This is a genomic window from Mesorhizobium sp. M0598, assembly GCF_040320865.1.
In the GTDB taxonomy this organism is placed as follows: domain Bacteria; phylum Pseudomonadota; class Alphaproteobacteria; order Rhizobiales; family Rhizobiaceae; genus Mesorhizobium.
Map to the genome: position 1 here is coordinate 1 of NZ_JAMYQL010000058.1, position 20,912 is coordinate 20,912.

22 protein-coding genes are annotated in these 20,912 nt (G+C 62.9%); 13 read left to right on the forward strand and 9 right to left on the reverse strand.

Annotation, left to right across the window (positions count from 1 at the left end; translation table 11 throughout):
- Positions 1–218: 218 nt before the first annotated feature.
- The 5 genes from NKI59_RS33215 (at position 219) to NKI59_RS33235 (ending at position 5,353) form a co-directional block, all read left to right on the forward strand.
- Entirely contained in the window at positions 219–1,112 is an 894-nt protein-coding gene (locus NKI59_RS33215; protein WP_352708731.1) for a class I SAM-dependent methyltransferase, read from the forward strand.
- 19 nt (positions 1,113–1,131) lie between these two features.
- Complete coding sequence (locus tag NKI59_RS33220) at positions 1,132–1,764, forward strand: NAD(P)-dependent oxidoreductase (RefSeq protein WP_352591648.1); 633 nt, start codon at positions 1,132–1,134, stop codon at positions 1,762–1,764.
- Positions 1,765–1,971: 207 nt separating this feature from the next.
- Positions 1,972–4,131 carry a transglycosylase domain-containing protein gene (locus NKI59_RS33225; protein WP_352591645.1) on the forward strand — a complete coding sequence of 720 codons (2,160 nt, stop codon included), beginning with the start codon at positions 1,972–1,974 and terminating at the stop codon, positions 4,129–4,131.
- A gap of 96 nt (positions 4,132–4,227) precedes the next feature.
- On the forward strand, positions 4,228–4,812 hold the full coding sequence (locus NKI59_RS33230) for a DUF1214 domain-containing protein (protein ID WP_352591642.1): 585 nt from the start codon (positions 4,228–4,230) through the stop codon (positions 4,810–4,812).
- Positions 4,805–5,353 (forward strand): DUF1254 domain-containing protein, encoded by a 549-nt coding sequence (locus NKI59_RS33235; protein WP_352471000.1) that lies wholly within the window; start codon positions 4,805–4,807, stop codon positions 5,351–5,353. The genes NKI59_RS33230 and NKI59_RS33235 overlap by 8 nt, the downstream gene beginning before the upstream one ends.
- Positions 5,354–5,367: 14 nt before the next feature.
- Here the strand turns inward: NKI59_RS33235 and NKI59_RS33240 are convergent, their stop codons facing one another.
- The gene (locus NKI59_RS33240; RefSeq protein WP_352708733.1) at positions 5,368–5,556 is read right to left on the reverse strand and encodes a hypothetical protein; all 189 of its coding nucleotides are present in this window, start codon (positions 5,554–5,556) and stop codon (positions 5,368–5,370) included.
- Between the two features lie 187 nt (positions 5,557–5,743).
- On the opposite strand from NKI59_RS33240, the gene NKI59_RS33245 reads away from it, so the two are divergent.
- Positions 5,744–6,751, forward strand: a complete 1,008-nt coding sequence (locus NKI59_RS33245) for a hypothetical protein (RefSeq protein WP_352708735.1) — start codon at positions 5,744–5,746, stop codon at positions 6,749–6,751.
- A gap of 9 nt (positions 6,752–6,760) precedes the next feature.
- Here NKI59_RS33245 and NKI59_RS33250 read toward each other — a convergent pair whose 3' ends face one another.
- The 3 genes from NKI59_RS33250 to NKI59_RS33260 all read right to left on the reverse strand — a co-directional run bounded on the left by NKI59_RS33250 (position 6,761) and on the right by NKI59_RS33260 (position 9,690).
- Complete coding sequence (locus tag NKI59_RS33250) at positions 6,761–7,108, reverse strand: DUF1491 family protein (RefSeq protein ID WP_352708736.1); 348 nt, start codon at positions 7,106–7,108, stop codon at positions 6,761–6,763.
- A gap of 94 nt (positions 7,109–7,202) precedes the next feature.
- Complete coding sequence (locus NKI59_RS33255; RefSeq protein WP_352591633.1) at positions 7,203–7,970, reverse strand: peptidoglycan-binding domain-containing protein; 768 nt, start codon at positions 7,968–7,970, stop codon at positions 7,203–7,205.
- Positions 7,945–9,690: an ATP-binding protein gene (locus NKI59_RS33260; protein WP_352708747.1), complete on the reverse strand. Its 1,746-nt coding sequence runs from the start codon at positions 9,688–9,690 to the stop codon at positions 7,945–7,947. The genes NKI59_RS33255 and NKI59_RS33260 overlap by 26 nt, the downstream gene beginning before the upstream one ends.
- A 518-nt stretch (positions 9,691–10,208) precedes the next feature.
- Between NKI59_RS33260 and NKI59_RS33265 the strand changes: the two genes are divergently transcribed.
- Positions 10,209–10,577 (forward strand): DUF5330 domain-containing protein, encoded by a 369-nt coding sequence (locus NKI59_RS33265; RefSeq protein WP_352454313.1) that lies wholly within the window; start codon positions 10,209–10,211, stop codon positions 10,575–10,577.
- Between the two features lie 112 nt (positions 10,578–10,689).
- Positions 10,690–11,118 carry a SufE family protein gene (locus tag NKI59_RS33270; protein WP_352708749.1) on the forward strand — a complete coding sequence of 143 codons (429 nt, stop codon included), beginning with the start codon at positions 10,690–10,692 and terminating at the stop codon, positions 11,116–11,118.
- Positions 11,119–11,232: 114 nt separating this feature from the next.
- Here NKI59_RS33270 and NKI59_RS33275 read toward each other — a convergent pair whose 3' ends face one another.
- A complete protein-coding gene (locus NKI59_RS33275) occupies positions 11,233–11,658 on the reverse strand; it encodes a Ros/MucR family transcriptional regulator (RefSeq protein WP_023677844.1) in 426 nt (141 codons plus the stop codon).
- Positions 11,659–12,335: 677 nt separating this feature from the next.
- Between NKI59_RS33275 and NKI59_RS33280 the strand changes: the two genes are divergently transcribed.
- The 3 genes from NKI59_RS33280 to NKI59_RS33290 all read left to right on the forward strand — a co-directional run bounded on the left by NKI59_RS33280 (position 12,336) and on the right by NKI59_RS33290 (position 15,680).
- Positions 12,336–14,447: a S9 family peptidase gene (locus NKI59_RS33280; protein ID WP_352708737.1), complete on the forward strand. Its 2,112-nt coding sequence runs from the start codon at positions 12,336–12,338 to the stop codon at positions 14,445–14,447.
- Positions 14,448–14,524: 77 nt separating this feature from the next.
- Positions 14,525–15,151: a LysE family translocator gene (locus NKI59_RS33285; protein WP_352708739.1), complete on the forward strand. Its 627-nt coding sequence runs from the start codon at positions 14,525–14,527 to the stop codon at positions 15,149–15,151.
- 145 nt (positions 15,152–15,296) lie between these two features.
- Positions 15,297–15,680, forward strand: coding sequence for an SET domain-containing protein (locus tag NKI59_RS33290; RefSeq protein ID WP_352449057.1), 384 nt, complete (start codon positions 15,297–15,299; stop codon positions 15,678–15,680).
- Positions 15,681–15,691: 11 nt separating this feature from the next.
- On the opposite strand, the gene NKI59_RS33295 is transcribed toward NKI59_RS33290, so the two are convergent.
- From NKI59_RS33295 to NKI59_RS33310, 4 genes are all read right to left on the reverse strand, one after another.
- Positions 15,692–16,642, reverse strand: coding sequence for a cytochrome c (locus tag NKI59_RS33295; protein WP_352708740.1), 951 nt, complete (start codon positions 16,640–16,642; stop codon positions 15,692–15,694).
- Positions 16,643–16,651: 9 nt separating this feature from the next.
- Positions 16,652–17,095 carry a c-type cytochrome gene (locus NKI59_RS33300; RefSeq protein ID WP_352636408.1) on the reverse strand — a complete coding sequence of 148 codons (444 nt, stop codon included), beginning with the start codon at positions 17,093–17,095 and terminating at the stop codon, positions 16,652–16,654.
- Positions 17,096–17,270: 175 nt separating this feature from the next.
- A complete protein-coding gene (locus NKI59_RS33305) occupies positions 17,271–17,867 on the reverse strand; it encodes a superoxide dismutase (RefSeq protein WP_352708742.1) in 597 nt (198 codons plus the stop codon).
- 107 nt (positions 17,868–17,974) lie between these two features.
- Positions 17,975–18,853 (reverse strand): branched-chain amino acid aminotransferase, encoded by an 879-nt coding sequence (locus NKI59_RS33310; protein ID WP_352708743.1) that lies wholly within the window; start codon positions 18,851–18,853, stop codon positions 17,975–17,977.
- A gap of 151 nt (positions 18,854–19,004) precedes the next feature.
- Between NKI59_RS33310 and NKI59_RS33315 the strand changes: the two genes are divergently transcribed.
- Together NKI59_RS33315 and NKI59_RS33320 are read left to right on the forward strand one after the other, a co-directional pair.
- Positions 19,005–19,667 (forward strand): haloacid dehalogenase type II, encoded by a 663-nt coding sequence (locus NKI59_RS33315; RefSeq protein ID WP_352708744.1) that lies wholly within the window; start codon positions 19,005–19,007, stop codon positions 19,665–19,667.
- Positions 19,668–19,837: 170 nt separating this feature from the next.
- Positions 19,838–20,662: a L,D-transpeptidase gene (locus NKI59_RS33320; protein WP_352708746.1), complete on the forward strand. Its 825-nt coding sequence runs from the start codon at positions 19,838–19,840 to the stop codon at positions 20,660–20,662.
- Positions 20,663–20,912 lie beyond the last annotated feature (250 nt).

The following is a 20,912-nucleotide window of genomic DNA, read 5'->3' on the forward strand; positions in this document are numbered from 1 at the left end:
CTCTCCGTGCGTGAGGATCGGCTCGGCCCATCCGAGCAACCCTCGTCTTTTAATCGCACGAAAGGGCGGGCCACCGTTCTCCGCCTCGGAACATGACGTCTAGATCAATTCCTCGCCGCGCACCTGTGCAGTTTTGCACAAGCATGCGCGGAATTGCAAATCGCCTGAATTTGACGTCCGCGCGAGAATAGGCCTGATCCAATTCAGGGAAGCGATCGATGGATATCGAAGGTTTGCGAACGATGGTGGCGCGGCACGCGACGTCGGCCAATGCGTTGGTGGCGCTCGGTTTGGCGATGGAGGCGCGTATTTCCGGCACGCCACTCGAGGGCAGTGTGGCCCGGCGCACAGGGGCCGTCCTTGCCGAACTCGGCGCCTCCGACGTCGTGGCAAGTGCTGGCGTCATCGAACTTACGCCGGTGCTGGCCAGCATCCGGGTCGACCTGCTTTCAGGTGGCAAGCTGCTGTCGCGCTCCTCCGAAAGCGTCGAGGCCCTGGAAGCCCGTTTACGCCAGGCCTTCGGCGACGTTTCATCTGGCTTCCCGGCGTTGCTGAAGCGGCTGATCGCGCCACAACTGGCCGGTTTGCTGGAGAGGCTCGCCGCACCGGGCGCAGCCTTCCTGGATATCGGCGTCGGCGTCGGCGCCCTGTCGGTGTCCATGCTGCGGCAATGGCCCGGCCTGAAGGCGGTCGGTGTCGATCCCCTGCCTGAAGCCATCGCGCAGGCCGCTGCCAACGTCAGGGCAGCCGGGCTCGAACATCGCATCGAACTGCGCACCGGGCTGGGCCAGGATATCGCGGACACGGCCGCGTTCGACCTTGTTTTCGTACCAAGCGCCTTCATCCCCGAGCCGGATGTCAGGGCCATCGTCAAGCGCAGCCACGCCGCGTTGCGGCCCGGCGGCTGGCTGCTGCTGGCAATGGTCAATCCTGGACCGGATGCACTGGGAGACGCCCTCGCCCGCTTCCGCACCACAATGTGGGGCGGCACGGTCTTTGAAAAGGGCGCAGCCCAGGACCTGATCGATCAGAGCGGCTATGCCGACAGCCGGTTGCTGCCCGGCCCGACCGGGGCGCCTGTCGCCTTCGTCGCCGGGCGTAAGCCGGGCTAACGGTTTCCAGGAGCGGACAATGAAACTGCTGATCTTTGGTGCTTCCGGTGCGACCGGCCGTGTGCTTGTCTCGGAGGCATTGGCAAAGGGCCATGCGGTGACCGCCTTCGTCCGCACGCCGGGCAAGCTTGCCATCAGCCACGAAAATCTGAAGGTGATCGTCGGAAATGTCGCCGATCGGGAGGCGGTCGAACGCGCCGTTGTCGGGAATGATGCGGTTTTCAGCTGTCTTGGGGTGGGCGTGCCGCTGAAACGCGATCCGGCCGTCGTTGCCGGCATCGGCTTCATCGTCGCGGCGATGCAGCAGGCCGGCCCCGAACGGCTCATCTATCTTTCATTCCTTGGAGTTCGCGACAGCCGGCGGCAACTAGGCGCCCTGTTGGGCAACATCATCGCGCCATTGGTGCTGCGCCATGAGGTGGCGGACCACGAAGTGAAGGAAAGCCTGATCGTTCAATCCAATCTCGACTGGACCATCGTGCGGCCCCCCAAGCTGAGCAATGGGGCGGCAACGGGTGAATTTCGCCACGGCAATGGCATCCGGTCGGCGTCGTTGCTGCCGACACTGGCGCGGGCCGACGTAGCGGCGTTCATGCTCGCCCAGCTCGACGACACCACCTACTCGCGCAGGGCAGCCAACATCCTGCGCTGACGTCTCGCGGGAGCCGTCCTCCCCTCGACGAACCGCCCGTTATGTCTTCATCGTCCTTATCTTCATCGCCCTTATCTTCATCGCCCCTATCTTCATCGCCCTTGTAGGCAGCACCAAAATGGACGAATAGTCTTGAAAGGCGCGCCTCCCTGAAATTGCCGGCATGCGGTTTCTCAGTTGGCGGCATCGCCGCAGCCGGATCCTGGAATGGCCAGTCCTTTGGAACCACGCAAGAGAAGAGGTTCGGTCGCCGCAAGGCTGCTGGCGGTGGATGCGTGGATCGATTCCTCGGTCTACGAAATCGGCTTCAGGGCGCGCCAGTTCTGGGAGGCGGCGACCATCTTCTCGCGGCGTTTCCGCGTCGGCGGCTGGCGCCGCGGCCTGATCGAACTGGTGAGTGAAGGCTTTACGCTCGGGGCCGGCGGCATCGTCGTCCTTTTGGCGCTAGCCTTGCCGGCCTTCCAGATAACCGCCGGCGACTGGCGCACGCAAGGCGACTTCGCCGTCACCTTCCTCGACCGCTACGGCAACGAGATCGGCCAGCGCGGCATCATCCAGCGCGATTCGGTGCCGGTCGACGAGATGCCCGACCATGTCATCAAGGCGGTGCTGGCGACCGAAGACCGCCGTTTCTTCGACCATTACGGCATCGATGTGCTCGGCCTGTCGCGAGCCATATTCGAGAACGTACGGGCCAATTCCGTCGTCCAGGGTGGCTCGAGCATCACCCAGCAGCTGGCCAAGAACCTGTTCCTGACCAATGAGCGGACGTTCGAGCGCAAGATCAAGGAAGCGTTCCTGTCGCTGTGGCTCGAAGCCAATCTGTCGAAGAAGGAAATCCTGCAGCTTTACCTCGACCGCGCCTATATGGGCGGCGGCACCTTCGGCATCGAGGCGGCAGCCGATTTCTATTTCGGCAAGAGCGTCAAGGACCTGAACCTTGCCGAGGCGGCGATGCTGGCCGGCCTGTTCAAGGCGCCGACCAAATATGCGCCGCACATAAACCTGCCCGCCGCCCGGGCGCGGGCCAACGTGGTGCTGTCCAATCTGGTCGATTCCGGCTTCATGACCGAAGGCCAGGTGCTGCAGGCAAGGCTGCACCCGGCCGAAATCGTCGACCGCGGCGAGCAGAAGAGCCCCGACTATTACCTCGACTGGGCCTTCGACGAGGTCAAGAAGATCGCCGCCAAAGGCGGCCCGCACTCGCTTGTCGCCCACACCACCTTCGATGCCAACATCCAGAAGGCGGCCGAAGAATCGATGGAGTTCCACCTCCGCCAGTTCGGCAAGGAATACAACGTCACCGAGGGCGCCATCGTCGTCATCGAGACCAATGGCGCGGTCAGAGCGATCGTCGGCGGCCGCGACTACGGCGCCAGCCAGTTCAACCGCGCCACCAAGGCGCTTCGCCAGACCGGCTCCTCGTTCAAGCCCTATGTCTATGCGACGGCGATGGAGCATGGCTTCACGCCGGATTCGGTGGTTTCCGGCGGACCCATCTCCTGGGGCAGTTGGTCGCCCCACAATTACAATGGCGGGTCGGCCGGCAACGTCACGCTGATCACGGCGATGGCCAAATCGATCAATACGGTGCCGGTGCGGCTGGCCAAGGATTATCTCGGCATCAAGCCGATCAAGGCGATGGCCGAGGCGATGGGCGTCGAGTCGCCGCTTGAATCGCACAAGACCATGGTGCTCGGCACGTCGGGCATGACCGTGATGGACCAGGCGACGGGTTACAGCGTGTTTGCCCAGAACGGCTTTGCCGGAACCCGGCACGGCGTCAGCCAACTCTTCACCCGTACCGGCGAGGTGGTCTACGACTTCGCCAAGGATGCGCCGCCGCCGCATCGGGTGCTGTCGGAGCTGGCGCTCAAATACATGAACACCATGCTGGCGGCGGTGCCGGTGATCGGCACGGCCCGGCGCGCAGCCCTTCCAAACATCGTCGTCGCCGGCAAGACCGGCACGACCCAGTCCTACCGCGATGCCTGGTTTGTCGGCTTTACCGGCAACTACACGGCCGCCGTCTGGCTCGGTAATGACGACTTCACCGCGACCAACAAGATGACCGGCGGCACGCTGCCGGCCATGGTGTGGCAGCGCCTGATGCTCTATGCGCACCAGAATATCGACCTCAGACCGATCCCCGGCCTCGATCACCCCTTCGTCGATGCCGAAATCGCCGCCAAGGCCAAGGAAGCGGAAAAGAAGAACGCCGAACAGGCAGCTGCCGATGCCGCCGCCGAGCGTCCGCCGGTGCTGTCCAGCCGGACCACCCAGACCCTGAAGGAACTGACCAGGCTGTTCCAGGCGGCACCCGTGCTCGACGCGCCCGCTGCGCCGGAGACCCTGTCGGCGCTGTGACGGCCAATTGCGCGGGGCCGCTTGCCACAAGGCCCTGCGCCGCGATATCCCCGAGCGGCAATCTTTCATTCCCGGCCTTCGGTTCCCTGCCTCCTCATGCTCAAGAACGCCTTCCTGACACTGCTTTCGCTTGCCATCGCCGTCGTCGGCGGTGGCGGCAGCGTCTGGTATGCACTGAAGCTGCAGGATGGCGTCGGCGCCATCAGGATCGGCCAATGGACCGCCTTCCCCGATATCGGCACGCCGACGGCAGATCCCTATTCGAAGGCCCGCGTGGCTCGCGAAGGCGTGCTGGCGCTCGGACAGGCGGAAGGACTGTCCTTCATCGCCGAGCGCGATTCCGGCGGCGAACAGCTCAAGCGGCAATGTGCCTACAAGATTGCGGGCGGCTTTCCCACCGCCCGGTTCTGGACGCTTTATGCCGCCGACCAGTCGCTTGGCGTGGTCGAGACCGGCAAGCCGAGGCCGGCTGCGCTGCAGTCCTATCAAGTGCTGCGCCAGGCCGACAATTCGGTGGTCATTTCCGTCGGCAGCCGCCCTGCGCCCGGCAACTGGCTGCTGACCAGCGGCGCCGGCAAGATGTACTTGGTGCTCACGTTCTACGACACGCCGATCGCCAGCAGCACCGGTCTCTCGGACGTCATGCTGCCGCAGATCCAGAAGGTCGGCTGCAATGCGTAGCCTGCTGCATGCCGTGCTGCTCGGCCTGCTCGGCGCCGGCATCGTGCACATCATCGTGCTGCTGCTCGTCCCCGAGTTCTCCGAACGCGACGCCTGGTCGCGATTGGCCATGGCTTCGGATCTCTACAAGATGACCAGGCTCGACGCGGAAGCCGGCGGCGCGCCGGTGGTGAAATCGGTCGATCCGCTGTTTTATGCGGCGGCATGCCGCTTCGACCTTGCCGAGGGGATGGTGCGGGTCAAGGCGCCGGGCAAGGTGCCATTCTGGTCGATATCGGTCTATGACCGCGGCGGCCACAACATCTACTCGTTCAACGACCACAGCGCGACCGCAGGCATGCTCGACACCGTTGTGCTGACGCCGGCCCAGATGATCGAGGTCCGCAAGGATCTTCCCGAGGAACTGCAAGGGGCCATCTTCGTCGAGGCGCCGATAGAGGAAGGCGTATTCGTCATCCGTTCGTTCGTGCCCGACGACAGCTGGAAGCCGATCGTCTCGCGGTTTCTCGAACAGAGTTCCTGCGAACTGCAGGATTTTTAAGCCGGTTCCGATGCTCAGTGATGCGGTACCGGCAATGTTCCCGAAAGTCCCGGCTTGTCGGGGCCGCCGGCCGGCCGCGTTTCGCCCGTCAGCGGCCGCTGCTCGTAGCGCACCCCGGGAAAGATGATCACTGCCGCCGGCGCGGCTTGTTGTGCTCGATTGGTTGCCGCCGTTCGCGGCACGAAAGACAGTACCATGCCCATGGTTCGCGTATTCCTCTCGGTTGCCCCGGAGCACAACGCAACGCCTCCATAGTCGATTAAGAAGGCAGTAGGTTAACGGAGCGCTAACGGATCGCCGCTAAATTGATCTTTGTTCTTGGGAAACGCGAAACCGGTACAGCCCGGCAGACCGCTGTCCAGATCGTGTCGAGTGTCGGGCGTATCCTTCGTGTCAGCTTCGGATTTCAGGCAAATCGCAGCAGGAGCTGAATCGGGAAAGGCCGAAAGGCTGTTTCGCGCCGCGGTATCGGCGTTCTGCTCGCTCACCCGCCCTTCGCGCCGGGAAATCGCGCAGCTCGAAGACCTGACGCTGCCGCTGTTCGAGAATGTCTCGGTCGAATCGCGCCGCTACGTCGCGGCAGCCCTTTCCGAATGCGAATATGCGCCCGCCGCGCTGGTGCGGCGGCTTTGCCAGGAGCGGGTCGATATCGCCGCGCCGCTGCTCATCCGCTCGCGCGCCCTCAGCGACGTCGACCTGATCGCGCTGATCGGACGTCACGGCCTGCCGCATGCCCGTGCCATTGGCCGCCGCAAGGATCTCAATCAAACGATCGCGGATCTCATCAAAGTGCTCGAAAGGCCGACGCTGGTGCGGTCGCAGCAGCAGCCGGAAACAACCGCCAAAGCCGCGTCCGAAAACGCCGAAGTGGTTGCGGGCGAGGTCAACAGGCAAGAGGCTTCCGATGTCGCCGAAACTGTACGGCGGCGGTTGCGATCCATGATGCGCGAGAGCTGCACCGCCATCGGTCCGTTCGTCGCGCCGCAAACCTACGTCAAGCTGCGCGAGACCGCGCTGACCGGCAATGCGGCATTCTTCCAGACAGCGCTCGCCGATGCGCTCGAAGTCGATTTTTCAACGGCGCGGACGCTCACCGCGAGCCACAATTACACACCGCTTCTGGCCGCCTTGCGCGCGCTCGACCTCAGCGAAGACAAGGCGTTCCTGATCACGGCCGCCATCTATCCGACCGAGTTTCCGCACCCGCAGGCGATCCGCATCTTCCTCGACCGCTACCGCCTGCTGCACCGCGACGCGGCGTTGGACAGGCTCCGCGGCTGGAAGGCCGACACCGTGTCGAAAATCGTTCGCAAGCCCGGGCGCGTCGCCGCAAACGCCGACCTGCGCAAGCCGAACAGCGCCGATATGACCGCCAGCCCAAAGGCGCGTCGCATCTGAGGCTTGCCGTTACGACGCCTTGACCGAGATAAGCTCCTCAACGGGAATGGCGCCCGCCTCGATCTCGACCACCCAGATATCCGGATCGAATCTCTTCTCGCGCTCCAGCCGCGCGTCGAAGATGGCGGCATCGTCGCCTTCGCCAAGCAGGCTGAAAAAACGGTCGTCCGGCCTGGCTGAATCGTAACTCGTCTGCGGCGCCGGCCCGAATAGCGCTATCCCCCCCAGCCTGCCCCGCGCCAGCACGAAAACCACGCCGGCTTCCGTCGCGCCGCGCTTGACCACGGCGGCAAAGCCGCCGGCGCTGAAAACCCGGCGCAACAGCGCCGACACCCACAGATCGGTGGTTACCCGCATGGAGAAGTCCTGGACATGCGGCGGTCCTTACAGCATTGGCCGGAAGACCGTAACCGGTCTTTGCCAGGCGATCGGCGAGCGGCCGTTTCGACCCTTAGTTGGTCAGGCCGATCTCGCGCATCTTGACGTAGACGATCTCGTCGGGCTCGCCGGTCTCGGGCAGGCCGAACAGCGCCTGGAATTCCTTGATCGCGGCCTTGGTGCGTGCGCCGACGACGCCGTCCAATTGCATGTCGTCATTGCCGAACGCCTTCAGTCCGGCCTGGATCTTGACGATGCGGGGATCCGGCGCCGTCGCATTTGCCGGTGCGGACACCGGAATGGCGGCTGGAACAGCGGCCGTTTCGACCGGCCGCGGCACCGGATGCGGCACCACGGCCGCGGTCTTTGGCGTGGCGCCCAGTTGATCCAGCAGGACGCTGTCGATCTCGCCGGAGGCATTCAATCCGACCTTCTGCTGATAGGCCTGGATGGCCTTGCGCGTATTCGGTCCGGGAATCCCGTCAACGGTGCCGGCATAGAAATCGAGATCCTTCAATATGCCCTGGACCTGCTCGACGACCGGGTCGCTCTTGATCGGCGCAGCGGCCGGACGCACGATATTGATGGTAGTTTCGGGCTCGTCGCTGTCCGCCCGCGGAAAGCGCTCGATACTCCTGGTGGCGAAAAACGCGCCGGCATGCGGAAAAGGCTGGTACCAAAGCGCGTTCGCCGAGACGTAGAACAGCGTCACCAGGAACGCGGTGGAGCCGCCGACCACAACAGGATTGCGCGAGATCAGGCTGCCCAGCGCCATCGCTCCGTGCTCGAAGGCATTGCCGCGGCGTTTGACCGCCCTAGGCTGTTTTGCGGAGCGACCCATTGCTCTCCCCTTTGCCACCGTCCGCCTTGGCTTTGACTGCGGACATCGGCACCACGCCGGTCTTCTCCTTCGAACGGCCTGTCGGCCCGTTCACGGGAAGGCTGATCGTCACCGTAGTGCCCTCGCCCGGCATGCTTTCGATCGACATTGTGCCCTCGTGCAGCGCCACCAGCCCCTTCACCAGCGAGAGCCCGAGGCCTGTGCCTTCGAAACGGCGGGTATAGTCGTTCTGGATCTGCATGAACGGCTTGCCGAGATTGACGAAGTCTTCCTCGGCGATGCCGATGCCGGTGTCCCGGACCCAGAAATGCAGCCGCGAGCCGATGCGCTTGGCGCCGATGACGACATTGCCGCCTTCGGGCGTGAACTTGATCGCGTTGGAGACGAGATTGATCAGGATCTGCTGCACGGCGCGACGGTCGGCATTTATTTCGCCTGCGTCCGGCGCGATCTGGGCCTGCAGATCGATGGCCTTTGCCTCGGCTTGCAGGCGCATCATCGATTGGCACATCTCGACCGCTTCGCGGAAGCGGAACGGTTCCGGTTCGGTCGCGTAGGCGCCCGATTCGATCCGCGATACGTCGAGTATCGAGGTGACGACGGCAAGCAGGTGCTGGCCCGAATCCCTGACCAGCCCGACATATTCCTTCTGGCGCGGATCCTTGAAGCTGCCGAACATCTCGTGCAGCAACATGTCGGAAAAGCCGATGATGGCATTGAGCGGAGTGCGCAGCTCGTGGCTGACGACGGCAAGGAAGCGTCCTTTCGCCACCTCGGCGGAGGCAGCCGCCTCATTGGCTGCGGCAAGCTCCTGGCGCAGTCCGGCCAGTTCGTCGTTTTCGCGCAGAAGAAGCGTGAAGACAGTCTCCTGCCCCGGCGCGCGCATCATCTCGAGCGAGAACGGCCGGTAATTGTCGGCCGTCACGCCGCTGCTCTGCGGCAACCGTACGCGAAGGTCGAGCCGGGTCGACAGGGCGCCATCGCGCATATCGGCCAGCGCACTGAGATACGGGACGCGGTCGGACAGATGGATGCGATCGAAAAGTCCGGTGCCGAAAAGCAGCTCCGGTGGCAGCCGCAGCATAGTGCGTGCCTTAGCCGAGACGTCCAGAACCTCGCCATGCGCCGCGATTCGCAGCACGACGGCGTCGATGAGGTCTTCGAGCCGGTGGCTGCCGGCCGGATCGAGCTGTGCGTTGGCGGCGCCGCGAAGCGGAGCGATACGCGGAATGAGCGTGAGTGCCCAGGCCAGTGGTACCAGCCAGTGCCATGCGGCGATTTCGGTCTGGTCGAGCGGCAAGACGGAACCGGCTAAAGGCTGCAGCAAGACTGCGACAAAGGCCGATATGGCGCCCCAGATCACGGCACGGCGCGACTGGCCGATCCACCACGCTTCAAACGGCAGCGCTACCGCGAGCAAGGCAACCGGCGAGGCCACACCACCGGCGGCAGCGATAAGGGCACCCAGGGCAACGCTGCCGACGACCAAGGCGAGTTGGCCGGCCAGGGTCATCTTGCCCGAGGCAGCCACCAGCAGGGCGGCGAACCAGCAAAGGCCGAACGCCGCAAAGATGGCAGCCACAGTCACGGCCGCGCCCATGCCCGACGTGACCAGCGTCACCGCTGCACCCGCGCTGAAGAAAGGAGCCGCCAGCATGGCGCCAATGAACCGGCTGTGGCGGCGACGATCGCTCTGGCCGAGCACGGACGGATGAACCATCCGTTCGCAACCGGCGGCTATCGCGCCCGGCAACTCGGCGTATCTGGCCTTGATCGCACTCAACTCAACGCACCCGGTCGTGAACGGCCCTGCTTTGCAGGCGGCTTTTGTCGATCCGAAACTCGCATCCAGCGTTTAAGGAATGGATAAGGCTGGGCCGATCGTCCCCCGGCAGGCTGCAAATATCGGGATACCGGCGGGGAAAAACCGGGGCAATTTGGCGCCATAGTAAACGGAGCGTTATCCGCACCGCCCGCGCCTGACGTTGCGGCCGATGGCATCAAACTGTCGCCGATTAAGAAAATGATCATGAAAAACAATAGGTTGGATGGTTATCATTTGCTGAATAAAATCTGAGCCGTTCGAGGCAAATGAACTTCAAAACGCTTCGTTTCGAATCTGCCTAAAATTTGAGGAAAACTGTTGCTTTCGGGACAAGCCGTCCTTTGCGCGTCTGTGTCAGTATCGCGGTACAGGTCGTGCGGTTCGGAGGCATGACCGTCATAAAGGACAGACAGATGGGCTTTCTGATAAGAGCTGCTTTCTGGTTTTCGCTGGTGCTTCTGGCGCTGCCGCTGGGTGTCGGCGCCGATGATGCGGGCCGCGAAAGCGTCGGGCCGCTCCAGGCCCTGTTTGCGGCGCGCGAAGCCGTCGGCGATATCGCCGGCATCTGCGAGCGCAAGCCGGACGTTTGCGAGACCGGCAAATCGGCAATGCACACCATCACCGCCCGGGCCAGGGAGACCGCCAAGATCGCGGCCGCCATGCTGGACGACAAGGCCGCTGAACCCGATACGGTGACGACCACCGGCAGCGTGCCCGGGGAAATCGTCTTGCCGGCGAAAGTCGATTTGCCGGCGAAAGTGCACTTGCCGGCGAAGAACTGAGACTGTTTCGGCCGAATTCATCGCTAAACCGCAAGGCTCTCGCTCTCGGCACCTGCGGCGTTTCTCCTCTTTTTCCGTGACGTGGCAGCGCCGGATGACTATATCCGGGGGAATGACGACGACGATCCACACCATACGCGACGACTTTTCCCTGCTCGACGAGTGGGAAGACCGCTATCGCTATGTGATTGAACTGGGTGAAGCGCTGCCGCCGTTTCCCGACGAGCAACGCATACAAGCCAACAAGGTGCCCGGCTGCGTCAGCCAGGTCTGGTTGACCACCGAACAGGGCGGGGGTGCCGACCCCGTTATCACCTTCAAGGGCGATTCCGACGCGCATATCGTGCGCGGCCTGGTCGCCATCATGCTGGCGCTGTTTTCGGGACGGCCGGCCAGCGAAATCCAGAGGACCGACGCAGAGGCCACATTGAAGGCGCTCGGACTTGACGAGCACCTGTCGCCGCAGCGCGCCAATGGTCTTCGCTCGATGGTCAAGCGCATCAAGCGTGACGCCGAGGCAGCGCTGAAGCAGACCGCCTGACCGCACGGCAGTTGCTGGCGGCATGAAGAACTGTCGGCCTGAGCTTGGTCTCCCCACAATGCGAAAACGGCGCCCGCAGGCGCCGTTTGAATGTCAGACCGGAAGAGCCGCTTGTCAGCGTCCCTTGCGCTTGCGGCCGAGACCCATCTTCTTGGCGAGCTGCGAACGGGCGGCTGCGTAATTGGGCGCAACCATCGGATAGCTCGGGTCCAGGTTCCACTTTTCGCGATACTGGTCGGGCGTCAGATCATAGTGGGTCATCAAGTGACGCTTGAGCGACTTGAACTTCTTGCCGTCTTCAAGACAGATGATGTAGTCGTCATGCACCGACCGCTTCGGATTTACCGCCGGCTTCTGCTTGTCGGCAGGCGGCTGCTCGGCGGCCCCGCCGACGCGCCCGAGAGCGGCATGGACATCGGCGATAAGGTTCGGCAGTTCGCCGACCGGTACGGGATTGTTGCTGACATAGGCGGCCACCACGTCGGCGGTGAGCTCGATCAGCGCGTCACTGTTTCTGGAAGGTGTTTCGGTAATATCCATGGCGTTCAGGTCCCAACGAGAATTGTTTCTGTCTACGCCCTATTTTTGGCAGGCAGGGCATCGCGCGAACTTGTGCAGGAAAAAGCCTCCGCGATTCGCGTCGCGGCATCTTAATGAGCCTGAGCGCCAAGTAAGTCAATTCGCTTCTTGCGGTCTATTCAGCGATACAAGTCAAATATTCCTCATTCAGCTTCACTCTTTCGTGCAAAGTGTAACTTTGCCGTTTTTTCTGGTCAGACCAGCATCGACTGACGCGGCGGCAAGCAGCCATTACACAAACGGCAGCAGGTAAATAGAGTTCGATGCTTGACCCTGCCGGCGGCATTACAGCCTGGGTGATCGGCGGATTCAGTAAAATCATAGGTTGCGAAGCGTTACTGTTGCTCGCGAGCCGTCGCCGGAGCGGTGCGCTGTGTCATTGAAATGGGGTAATGTATTTCCGTAGACCCAGCCATACCGGCCACTTGCCAAGCCGCGAAGGCAGTTGCATGACATTGACCGGCACTGGCAGGGTCATCGCAGCGACGGCGAGAACCGCGGCAGTCCGAGAAGAAATATTCGTTATCCGCTCCTCCAGCCCGTCCTCTCGAGCCACCACGACAATAGATCATAGCCCTTGAACCCGCGCTGCTCGGCGTGTTCATTCGCCATTCAAGTAGCTTCCACAGCGAGACGCAATGACCAGAACCCCAGTGTTTCCGACCGCCACGCCGCCGCGGCCGGAGAAGCGACCGATCTTCGACACGCATCACGGCATAACGCGGACGGACGATTATGCCTGGCTGAGGGCCGCCAATTGGCAAGAGATGTTCAGGGATCCGTCCCTGCTCGACGGCCAAATCCGCGCCCACCTCGAGGCCGAGAATGCTTACCAGGCGGCGCTGATGGCCGATACGGTCCAACTGCAGAAGCAGCTTTTCGCGGAAATGAAGGGTCGCATCAAGGAAGACGATTCTTCCGTGCCGATGAAGGACGGCCCTTACGCCTACGGCTCCTCCTTCAAGCTTGGCGGCCAGCAGCCGCGTTATTTCCGCACGGCGCGCGACGGCGGCGACAAGCAGATATTGCTCGACGGCGATGCCGAGGCCGAGGGCAAGCCCTATTTCCGTCTGGGCGGCGTCGATCATTCGGACGACCACAGCAAGCTGCTCTGGGCCTTCGACGACAAGGGTTCCGAATTCTACACGCTGCGCATCCGCGATCTGGCCGGCGCCAACGATCTGGCGGACAGGGTCCCGGACACCGGCGGCGGCGGTGTGTGGGATGCCGGCAATGACGGTTTTTTCTACACCCGGCTCGACCCCAACCACCGTCCTTCCAAAGTGCTGTTCCATGCGCTTGGCGACGGTCCTGAAAACGACCGGTTGATCTACGAGGAGACCGATCCGGGCTTCTTCATGGATGTCGGCGGCACGCGCTCCAACGAGTGGATCATGATCGGCATCAACGACCATGAAACCTCGGAATACCGTATCATGAGCGCCGACGATCCGTTCGCAGAGCCGAAGCTGGTTGCGGCGCGCCAGACGGGCCTGCAGTACGAACTCGAGGAAGGCGGCGACATCTTCTTCATCCTCACCAATGCCGATGGCGCCAAGGACTTCAAGATCATGACTGCGCCGGCCCATGATCCGGTGCGCGCCAATTGGCAGGAACTAGTGCCGCACGAAGCGGGCCGGCTGATCCTTTCGGTGATCGGCTTCAAGGACCACATGGTCCGGCTCGAGCGCAAGGAAGGCCTGCCGCGCATCGTCGTGCGCGACCGCAAGAGCGGCGAGGAGCACCTGATCTCCTTCGACGAGGAAGCCTTCTCGCTCGGCCTGTCCGGCTCCTACGAATACGACACCGAGATCATGCGCTTTTCCTATTCGTCGATGACGACCCCGGCGCAGGTCTTCGATTACAACATGAGCACCCGCGAGCGGGTGCTGCTCAAGACCCAGGAAGTGCCGTCCGGCCACGACCCGGAGCACTATGTCACGCGCCGGCTGATGGCGCCTGCCGCCGACGGCGAACTGGTGCCGATCTCGCTCCTCCATCACCGCGACACGCCGCTCGACGGGTCGGCGCCTTGCCTGCTTTACGGCTACGGCTCGTATGGCATCACCGTGCCGGCCGCGTTCAACACCAATCTGTTTTCGCTGGTCGACCGCGGCTTTGTCTACGCGATAGCCCATGTTCGCGGCGGCAAGGACAAGGGCTATGGCTGGTACGACGATGGCAAGCGGGCGAACAAGATGAACACGTTCACCGATTTTGTCGCTGCCGCCCACCACCTCGTCGCCGAACGCTATACGCAGCACGACCGCATCGTTGCGCAAGGCGGTTCCGCCGGCGGCATGCTGATGGGCGCGGTCGCCAACATGGCGCCGCAATGCTTCGGCGGCATCGTCGCCGAGGTTCCCTTCGTCGACGTGCTCACCACCATGCTCGACGCCAGCTTGCCGCTGACGCCGCCGGAATGGCCGGAATGGGGCAATCCGATCGCGTCGGCGGAGGATTACCGGACCATCGCCGCCTACTCGCCCTACGACAATGTCGCCGCACTCGACTATCCGCCGATTCTGGCGCTGGCCGGCCTGACCGACCCGCGCGTCACTTATTGGGAGCCGGCCAAATGGGTGGCGCGGTTGCGCGACCGCAAGACAGGCGGGAATCCGGTGCTATTCAAGATCAACATGGATTCAGGCCATGCCGGCGCCTCCGGCCGGTTCTCCAGGCTGGGGGAAATCGCCTTCACCTACGCCTTCGCGCTCAAGGTGACAGGCAAGGCCGAGCTTGCGGCGTGAACATCGGCGGATGAGCGGTCATTGCCTTCCGTTCCGCGACGTGGCTTCATTGGCGGTGAGAGTTGCGGAGCCCACCAATGATCGATCTCGCCACGTTGATAGCTTATGTCGCGGTTGTGCTTGGCTTTGTCTTCATCCCGGGTCCCGCCACTCTTCTGACGGTGGCGCGGGCAACCAGTTCCGGAACCAGGGTGGGCATTGCGACCGGCGCCGGGATCGCGGCCGGCGACGTGGTTCACACCTTCATGGCGATCGTCGGCATTTCGGCGATCATTGCTACGTCGGCGGCGCTTTTCAGCATAGTGAAGTACATCGGCGCAGCCTACCTCATCTATCTCGGCATTCGCGCGATCATCGAGAAAACGCCTGCCTATCCGGCCGCCGGCGCACTTGCGATCCCTGCTGCCAAAGCATTTCGGCAGGCTGTTTTGACCGAGGTTCTCAATCCCAAGACCGCGCTTTTCTTCCTCGCATTTCTTCCGCAGTTCGTGCGGCCTGAAAACGGATCGGTGATGCTTCAACTGGCGACATTGGGCGTCATCTTTGTTCTGTTGGGCCTCGTCAGCACGGCGGTTTTCGCCGTGGGTGCGGGCGGCCTCGGTGCATTCCTGCGCCGAAACCCGACGGTGCTGAGATGGCAAGGCAAAGCTGTCGGCGGTATCTATTGCGCCTTAGGCATCCGGCTGGCGCTGCAACAGCGCTAGGGTCTCGACAGGCGACGAGCCGTACGAGGCTTCGGATAATGGGCAGGCAAAGCTGATTTTCCGCTCGCAATTGCAAAGGCCGCGCGCTACCCAGTGCGCGGCCTTTTCACAGCCGCGCCAACACACAATCACCCAGGGATCTGCCATGTTGCTCGTCGATGTCTATCTCGACAAATCGCCCATCCAGGGCATCGGCGTCTTTGCCAAGAACCACATTGCCCGCGGCACGCTGGTCTGGAAGCTCGACCCGAAATACGACCGGCGCATCGAGGTAGCGGCCTACGAGCGGGAAACCGGGCCGGTCAGAACCTATCTCGACCGCTACGCCTATCCGGACCGGCGCGACCCGAATTACATCGTCTTCGAAGCCGACGATGCGCGCTACATGAACCATGCCGACAGCCCGAATTGCGACGTCTCGCAGCCGGAGGAGACCTATGCCTTGCGCGACATTGCGCCCGGCGAGGAAATGACCTGCGACTACAATCACTTCTTCGAAACCGGCTTCGACTTTCTCGGCGACCGCTGACGCAACGGCCGTCAGCTCGACGGCTTCTTGCGCGCCGGATAGCCGTTGGGGTGCGGCGGCACGGCTTTCAGGTAGGCGGCGATCGCCGCGCGGTCCTCCGGGGTCAGCACGGCCATGTTCCGCTGCACGTCGACCATGGCGCCGCCGACCGTATCGAAATCCGGCGTGAAGCCGGTTTCGAGATAGTTGGCGATGTCGGCCTCGGACCAGTCGGCGATGCCGCCCTCGCCCGGCGTGATGTTCGGCACGATGCCACTGCCTTCGGCGGCGGCCGCACCTGCCAGCCATTGGCTCTTCCTGGTGCCGCCGGCAAGATCCCGCGGGGTGTGGCATTCGCCGCAATGGCCGGGGCCTTCGACCAGATAGCGGCCTGCCAACATCGGATCCGGTGTGCCGTCGGGAAAGGAAATGACCGGCTGGTCACTCAAATAGAGCAGCTTCCACAAGCCAAGACCGCGTCGGACGTTGAAGGGAAATGCCAGCGAATTGGCGGGCGCCTCGCAGGCGACCGCGGGTAACGTCTTCAGGAATGCATAGAGATCGGCAATGTCGGCCGGCTTCATGCGCGCGTAGGAAGTATAGGGAAATGCCGGATAGAGATGCTCGCCCGACGGCGACACGCCCTTCAGCATGGCGTTGGCAAGATCCTCGACCGACCAGGCGCCGATGCCGTCCTTGGTATCCTGCGATATGTTCGGCGGCACGAAGGTGCCGAATGGCGTCTTGAGTTCAAGGCCGCCCGCCAGCTGAAGACGGGCGTCGCCTTGCGAGCCAGGCTTGGCATGACAGGATGTGCAGCCGCCGGCGTAGAAGATGCGCTTGCCCCTGGCCGCGTCGCCAGGACCAAGCTCAGCCAGCGTTGCGGCATCGAGCCTGACCGGAGCCGACAGGAACCAGCCGGCAATCGCGGCCGCGCCGCCCAGAACGAGGGCGGCGCCGACAAGTTTCTTCAGCAAGCGCATTGCCCGCTATCAGCCTTTTTTCACCCTGTAGTTTTGATGACAGTTGCCGCAGCCGCCGCCGATGGTGTTGAACTGCGCCTTCAACGCGTCGGCATCCGCAGGTGCTGCGGCGACCGCCGCCTTGACGTCGGCGAGGTACTTGCCTTCAGCCGTCTTGAAGCCGGCCATGTCCTGCCAGATTTTTGGGGACGCCGTGGTGTCGCCGGTGTCGCTGCCCGCCGGGAAAAGCGTGTCGACGCCGGCATGGAATTTCTCGGCATTGACCTGCAGTGCCTGCAACGCCGTCAGCACCGAAGCTGCGTCGTAGGGCGTCTCGCCCTTGACCACTTTCGACAAGCCGGCGGCGATCTTGCCACGTTCCTTCATCAGGGCCTGCCGGTCAGCTACCGGGTCTCCAAATGCCGCCGAACCGGCGAAGGCGAGCATCGAGATGGCGAGGATAAGCTTTCTCATTTACTTGGCTCCATGTTGAAGGCAAATTCAGGATGCGGTCCCACCCCGATTACAAACGGCAAGGATGGCTTAAAAATTCCGACGCTTCGCCTCACGCTTGCGTGAAATTTTGCAGCTGTCGTTCTGATGCTGAAAAAGAAAAGCCCCGGTTCTGCCGGGGCTTTTCTGGAACGGATCAGGCCTTTTCGTAGAGCTCGAGCACATAGTCCCAGTTGATGAGACTGTCGACGAAGGCTTCGAGATATTTCGGCCGGGCGTTGCGATAATCGATGTAATAGGAATGTTCCCAGACATCGACGCCGAGGATCGGCGTCGCGCCATGGACGAGCGGGTTCTCGCCGTTCGGCGTCTTCGAGATCGCCAGCTTGCCGTCCTTGACCGAGACCCAGGCCCAGCCCGAACCGAACTGGGTGGTGCCGGCGGCGATGAAGTCGGCCTTGAACTTGTCGTAGCCGCCAAGATCGCTGTCGACCGCCTTTTGCAACGCGCCGGGCAGTCTGTTGCCGCCGCCGCCCTTCTTCATCCATTTCCAGAAATGGATGTGATTGTAGTGCTGGGCGGCATTGTTGAAGAGGCCCGCATTCTTGCCGAAGGACTGTTTGACGGCCTCTTCGACCGACAAATCGCCCATGCCCGCCTCGGCGGCCAGCTTGTTGCCGTTGTCGACATAGGCCTTGTGGTGCTTGTCGTGGTGATATTCCAGCGTTTCCTTGGACATGTAAGGCTGCAAGGCCTCGTAATCATAGGGCAAGGCGGGCAATTCAAAAGCCATCGGTCGTACTCCCTCGTGGAAAAATCCGGTGTCGATACCGGACTAACATAGGACTGGATTGGTCTGGAACAACTCCGGAAACGAAGCGCCGGCCGCTTTTTAGCGGGTCAGCCGGGCGAAGTCGAATGCGCCCATTCCCAATAGAGTTCGCGCGCCTTCTTGGCGACCGGTCCGGGTTGCAGATTGCGATCCTCGATACGGGTGACCGGCACCACTTTCGAGTGGTTTCCGGTCGAGAAGATTTCGTCTGCCTCCAGGAAATCGCGGATCGACAGCGTCTTTTCCGTCGTCGTGAAGCCGTATTCGCCTAGCAGGGCCATGGTGCGCGCGCGGGTAATGCCGGACAGGAAGGTGCCGTTCGGCGCCGGCGTCAAGACATGGCCGTCCTTGACCAGGAAAATATTCGAGGTCCCGGTCTCGGCGACATTGCCCAGCATGTCGAGCACGAGCGCATTGTCGAAGCCGCGCATCTTGGCTTCGAGGATGGCCCGGCCGTTGTTGGGATAAAGGCAGCCGGCCTTGGCATTGGTCGGCATGGTTTCGATGGTCGGGCGCCGGAACGGCGACACCGTCACCGAAAAACCCGCCGGCGAGATCATCGGCGATTCATAGAGGCAAAGGCAAAAACGCGTCGAGGCCGGGTCGGCCGGGACGCCCATATAGCCGCCATGCTCGGCCCAACACATCGGCCTGATGTAGACCGCCGTCTTGCCGTCGAACTTCTTCAGCCCATCCCACGTCAGGCCGACGATCCTGTCGGTGCTCATCGTCGGCTTCAGGCCGAGCGCGATCGCCGAGGCGTTCACCCTTGCTGCATGGCGATCGAGATCGGGAGCGACGCCCTCGAACCAGCGGGCGCCGTCGAACACGCTGGTGCCGAGCCACATGGCGTGGCTGCGCGGCCCTAGAATGGCAACATTGCCCTCGTACCAGTCGCCGTCGACGAAGGTCCATGTCGCGGATTGCGCCGCAGTCGCCAGTGTCATTGCCAGGTTCCGTTCGATGCTTGTTGCGGCGCATTGGAAGATGCTTTGGCGGCCGCCGTCAACCGGCTTGGCTGAGATTTGTTGAGGCCAGCGGGCTGGCGGACTGCAATCAGCGCTTGCGCCTTCCTTTACGCGGCCCCAAAACTGTCGAATGCAGTTCACGGCTTACGTTTTCGACGCCTATGGCACGCTGTTCGATGTGCACGCGGCCGTGCGCCGTCACGCCGACCAGATCGGGCCGGACGGCCAGTTGCTGTCCGAGATCTGGCGCGCCAAGCAGCTGGAATATTCCTGGGTCAGGACGCTGATGGGGGCCTATGCCGATTTCTGGCAGCTCACCGAGCAGGCCCTCGACTTCGCCCTGCGCAAGGTTCCATCCGCGGATGCCGGGCTGAGGGCGAAGCTCCTCGAGGCCTATTGGCGGCTGGACTGCTATCCGGAGGTGCCGGCCGTGCTCAAGGCGCTCAAGGCGTCGGGAGCAAGGCTGGCGATCCTGTCCAACGGTTCGCCTGAGATGCTGGAAGCGGCCGTCAAATCCGCCGCGCTCGACCAGGTCCTGGACGACGTCTTTTCCGTCGACAGCGTCAGGCGCTTCAAGACCGATCCGTCGGTCTACGACATGGTCACCACGGGCTGGCGCCTCTATCCGGGCGCTGTCTCTTTCCAGTCATCCAACCGCTGGGACGTCGCTGGCGCCACCAAATTCGGCTTCAGGACGGTGTGGATCAACCGCGCCAATCAGCCAGAGGAATACCGGGATTTTGCACCGGCCCTGATCCTGCCGTCCCTTGAAGGTCTGGTCGCCGGGGGTTGACACCGGAATGTTGCGTCGGCGCAACAGTGACGATCCAGTCACAGCTTTGCCTTTGTTTGTCCACCCTGCGGCCAGAATTGGAACCGCCTATCGCGCCGGGCATTGCTCGGCAGCTGCGCAACAGGACGCATTTATGCTTTGTTGCGATTTGAGACTTAAAAAAGGCAATCATGTTCACACCCCAATCGTCCTCTCTGCGCCTTAGCCGTCGCGGTTTCCTCAACGCAGCAGCCCTTGGCGCCGCCTCGATCGCGGTCTCCAGTTGCACCACCCTGTCGCAGCAGCCGGTCGAGCCACCGCCGCCGACCTATGTCGAGCCGGCGCTCGGCGACTATGTGACGATGTATGGGCCGATGTCGGATGGCGGCTTCGAGCTGCCGGCCATACCGGTCGACAAGATCGACCCGCAGTTCCTGCGCCAAATCGTGGACGATCCGACCGGGCAGCAGCCGGGCACCATCGTCGTCGACACCACCAATCACTTCCTCTATCTGGTGCGCCCGGGCGGCCAGGCGATCCGCTACGGTGTCGGCCTCGGCCGCGCCGGCTTCGAATGGTCGGGCGATGCCGTGGTCCAATGGAAGCAGAAATGGCCGAAATGGACGCCGCCGGACGACATGATCGCCCGGCAGCCGGAGTTGAAGCCGTACAGCGCCGAAAATGGCGGCATGCCCGGTGGGCTCAAGAACCCGCTTGGCGCGCGGGCGCTCTATCTCTTCCAGGGCAACCAGGACACGCTCTACCGCTTGCACGGTTCGCCGGAATGGCGGTCGATCGGCAAATCGGTGTCGTCGGGCTGTGTGCGCCTGATGAACCAGGACATTATCGATCTCTACGCCCGTGTGCCGAACAAGACCCCGGTCGTGGTGACGGCCGACATCGGCCAGCCGATGGTGGCGACAGCAAACCGCAAAGCCATCCCGATCGACGCCGGCGTGCCGGAAGGATCGATCCTGCTCGGCCCGGTCAAGGCGATCACAGACTCGATCTTCTGAGCTGACGGAAGCGCGGAGACGGGATTGCTCACGGCTCCTGCTGGTTTGCCGAGCGTCGGCTTGCCTGCCGGTGCCCGCCTTTGGATTTGATGCTTACGTTGAGGCGGACTTTGCCGCACGTGTGCAGACGCCACCAGTGACAGCTCATGTGATGGGTTTCGGATGCCGGCCGTCTACTGAGATGGCGTGGCTCGAGGCCGGCGTCCGGAAGCCTCCAGGGAAGGAACCCGCGGGGTGGAGATTTCGGTTT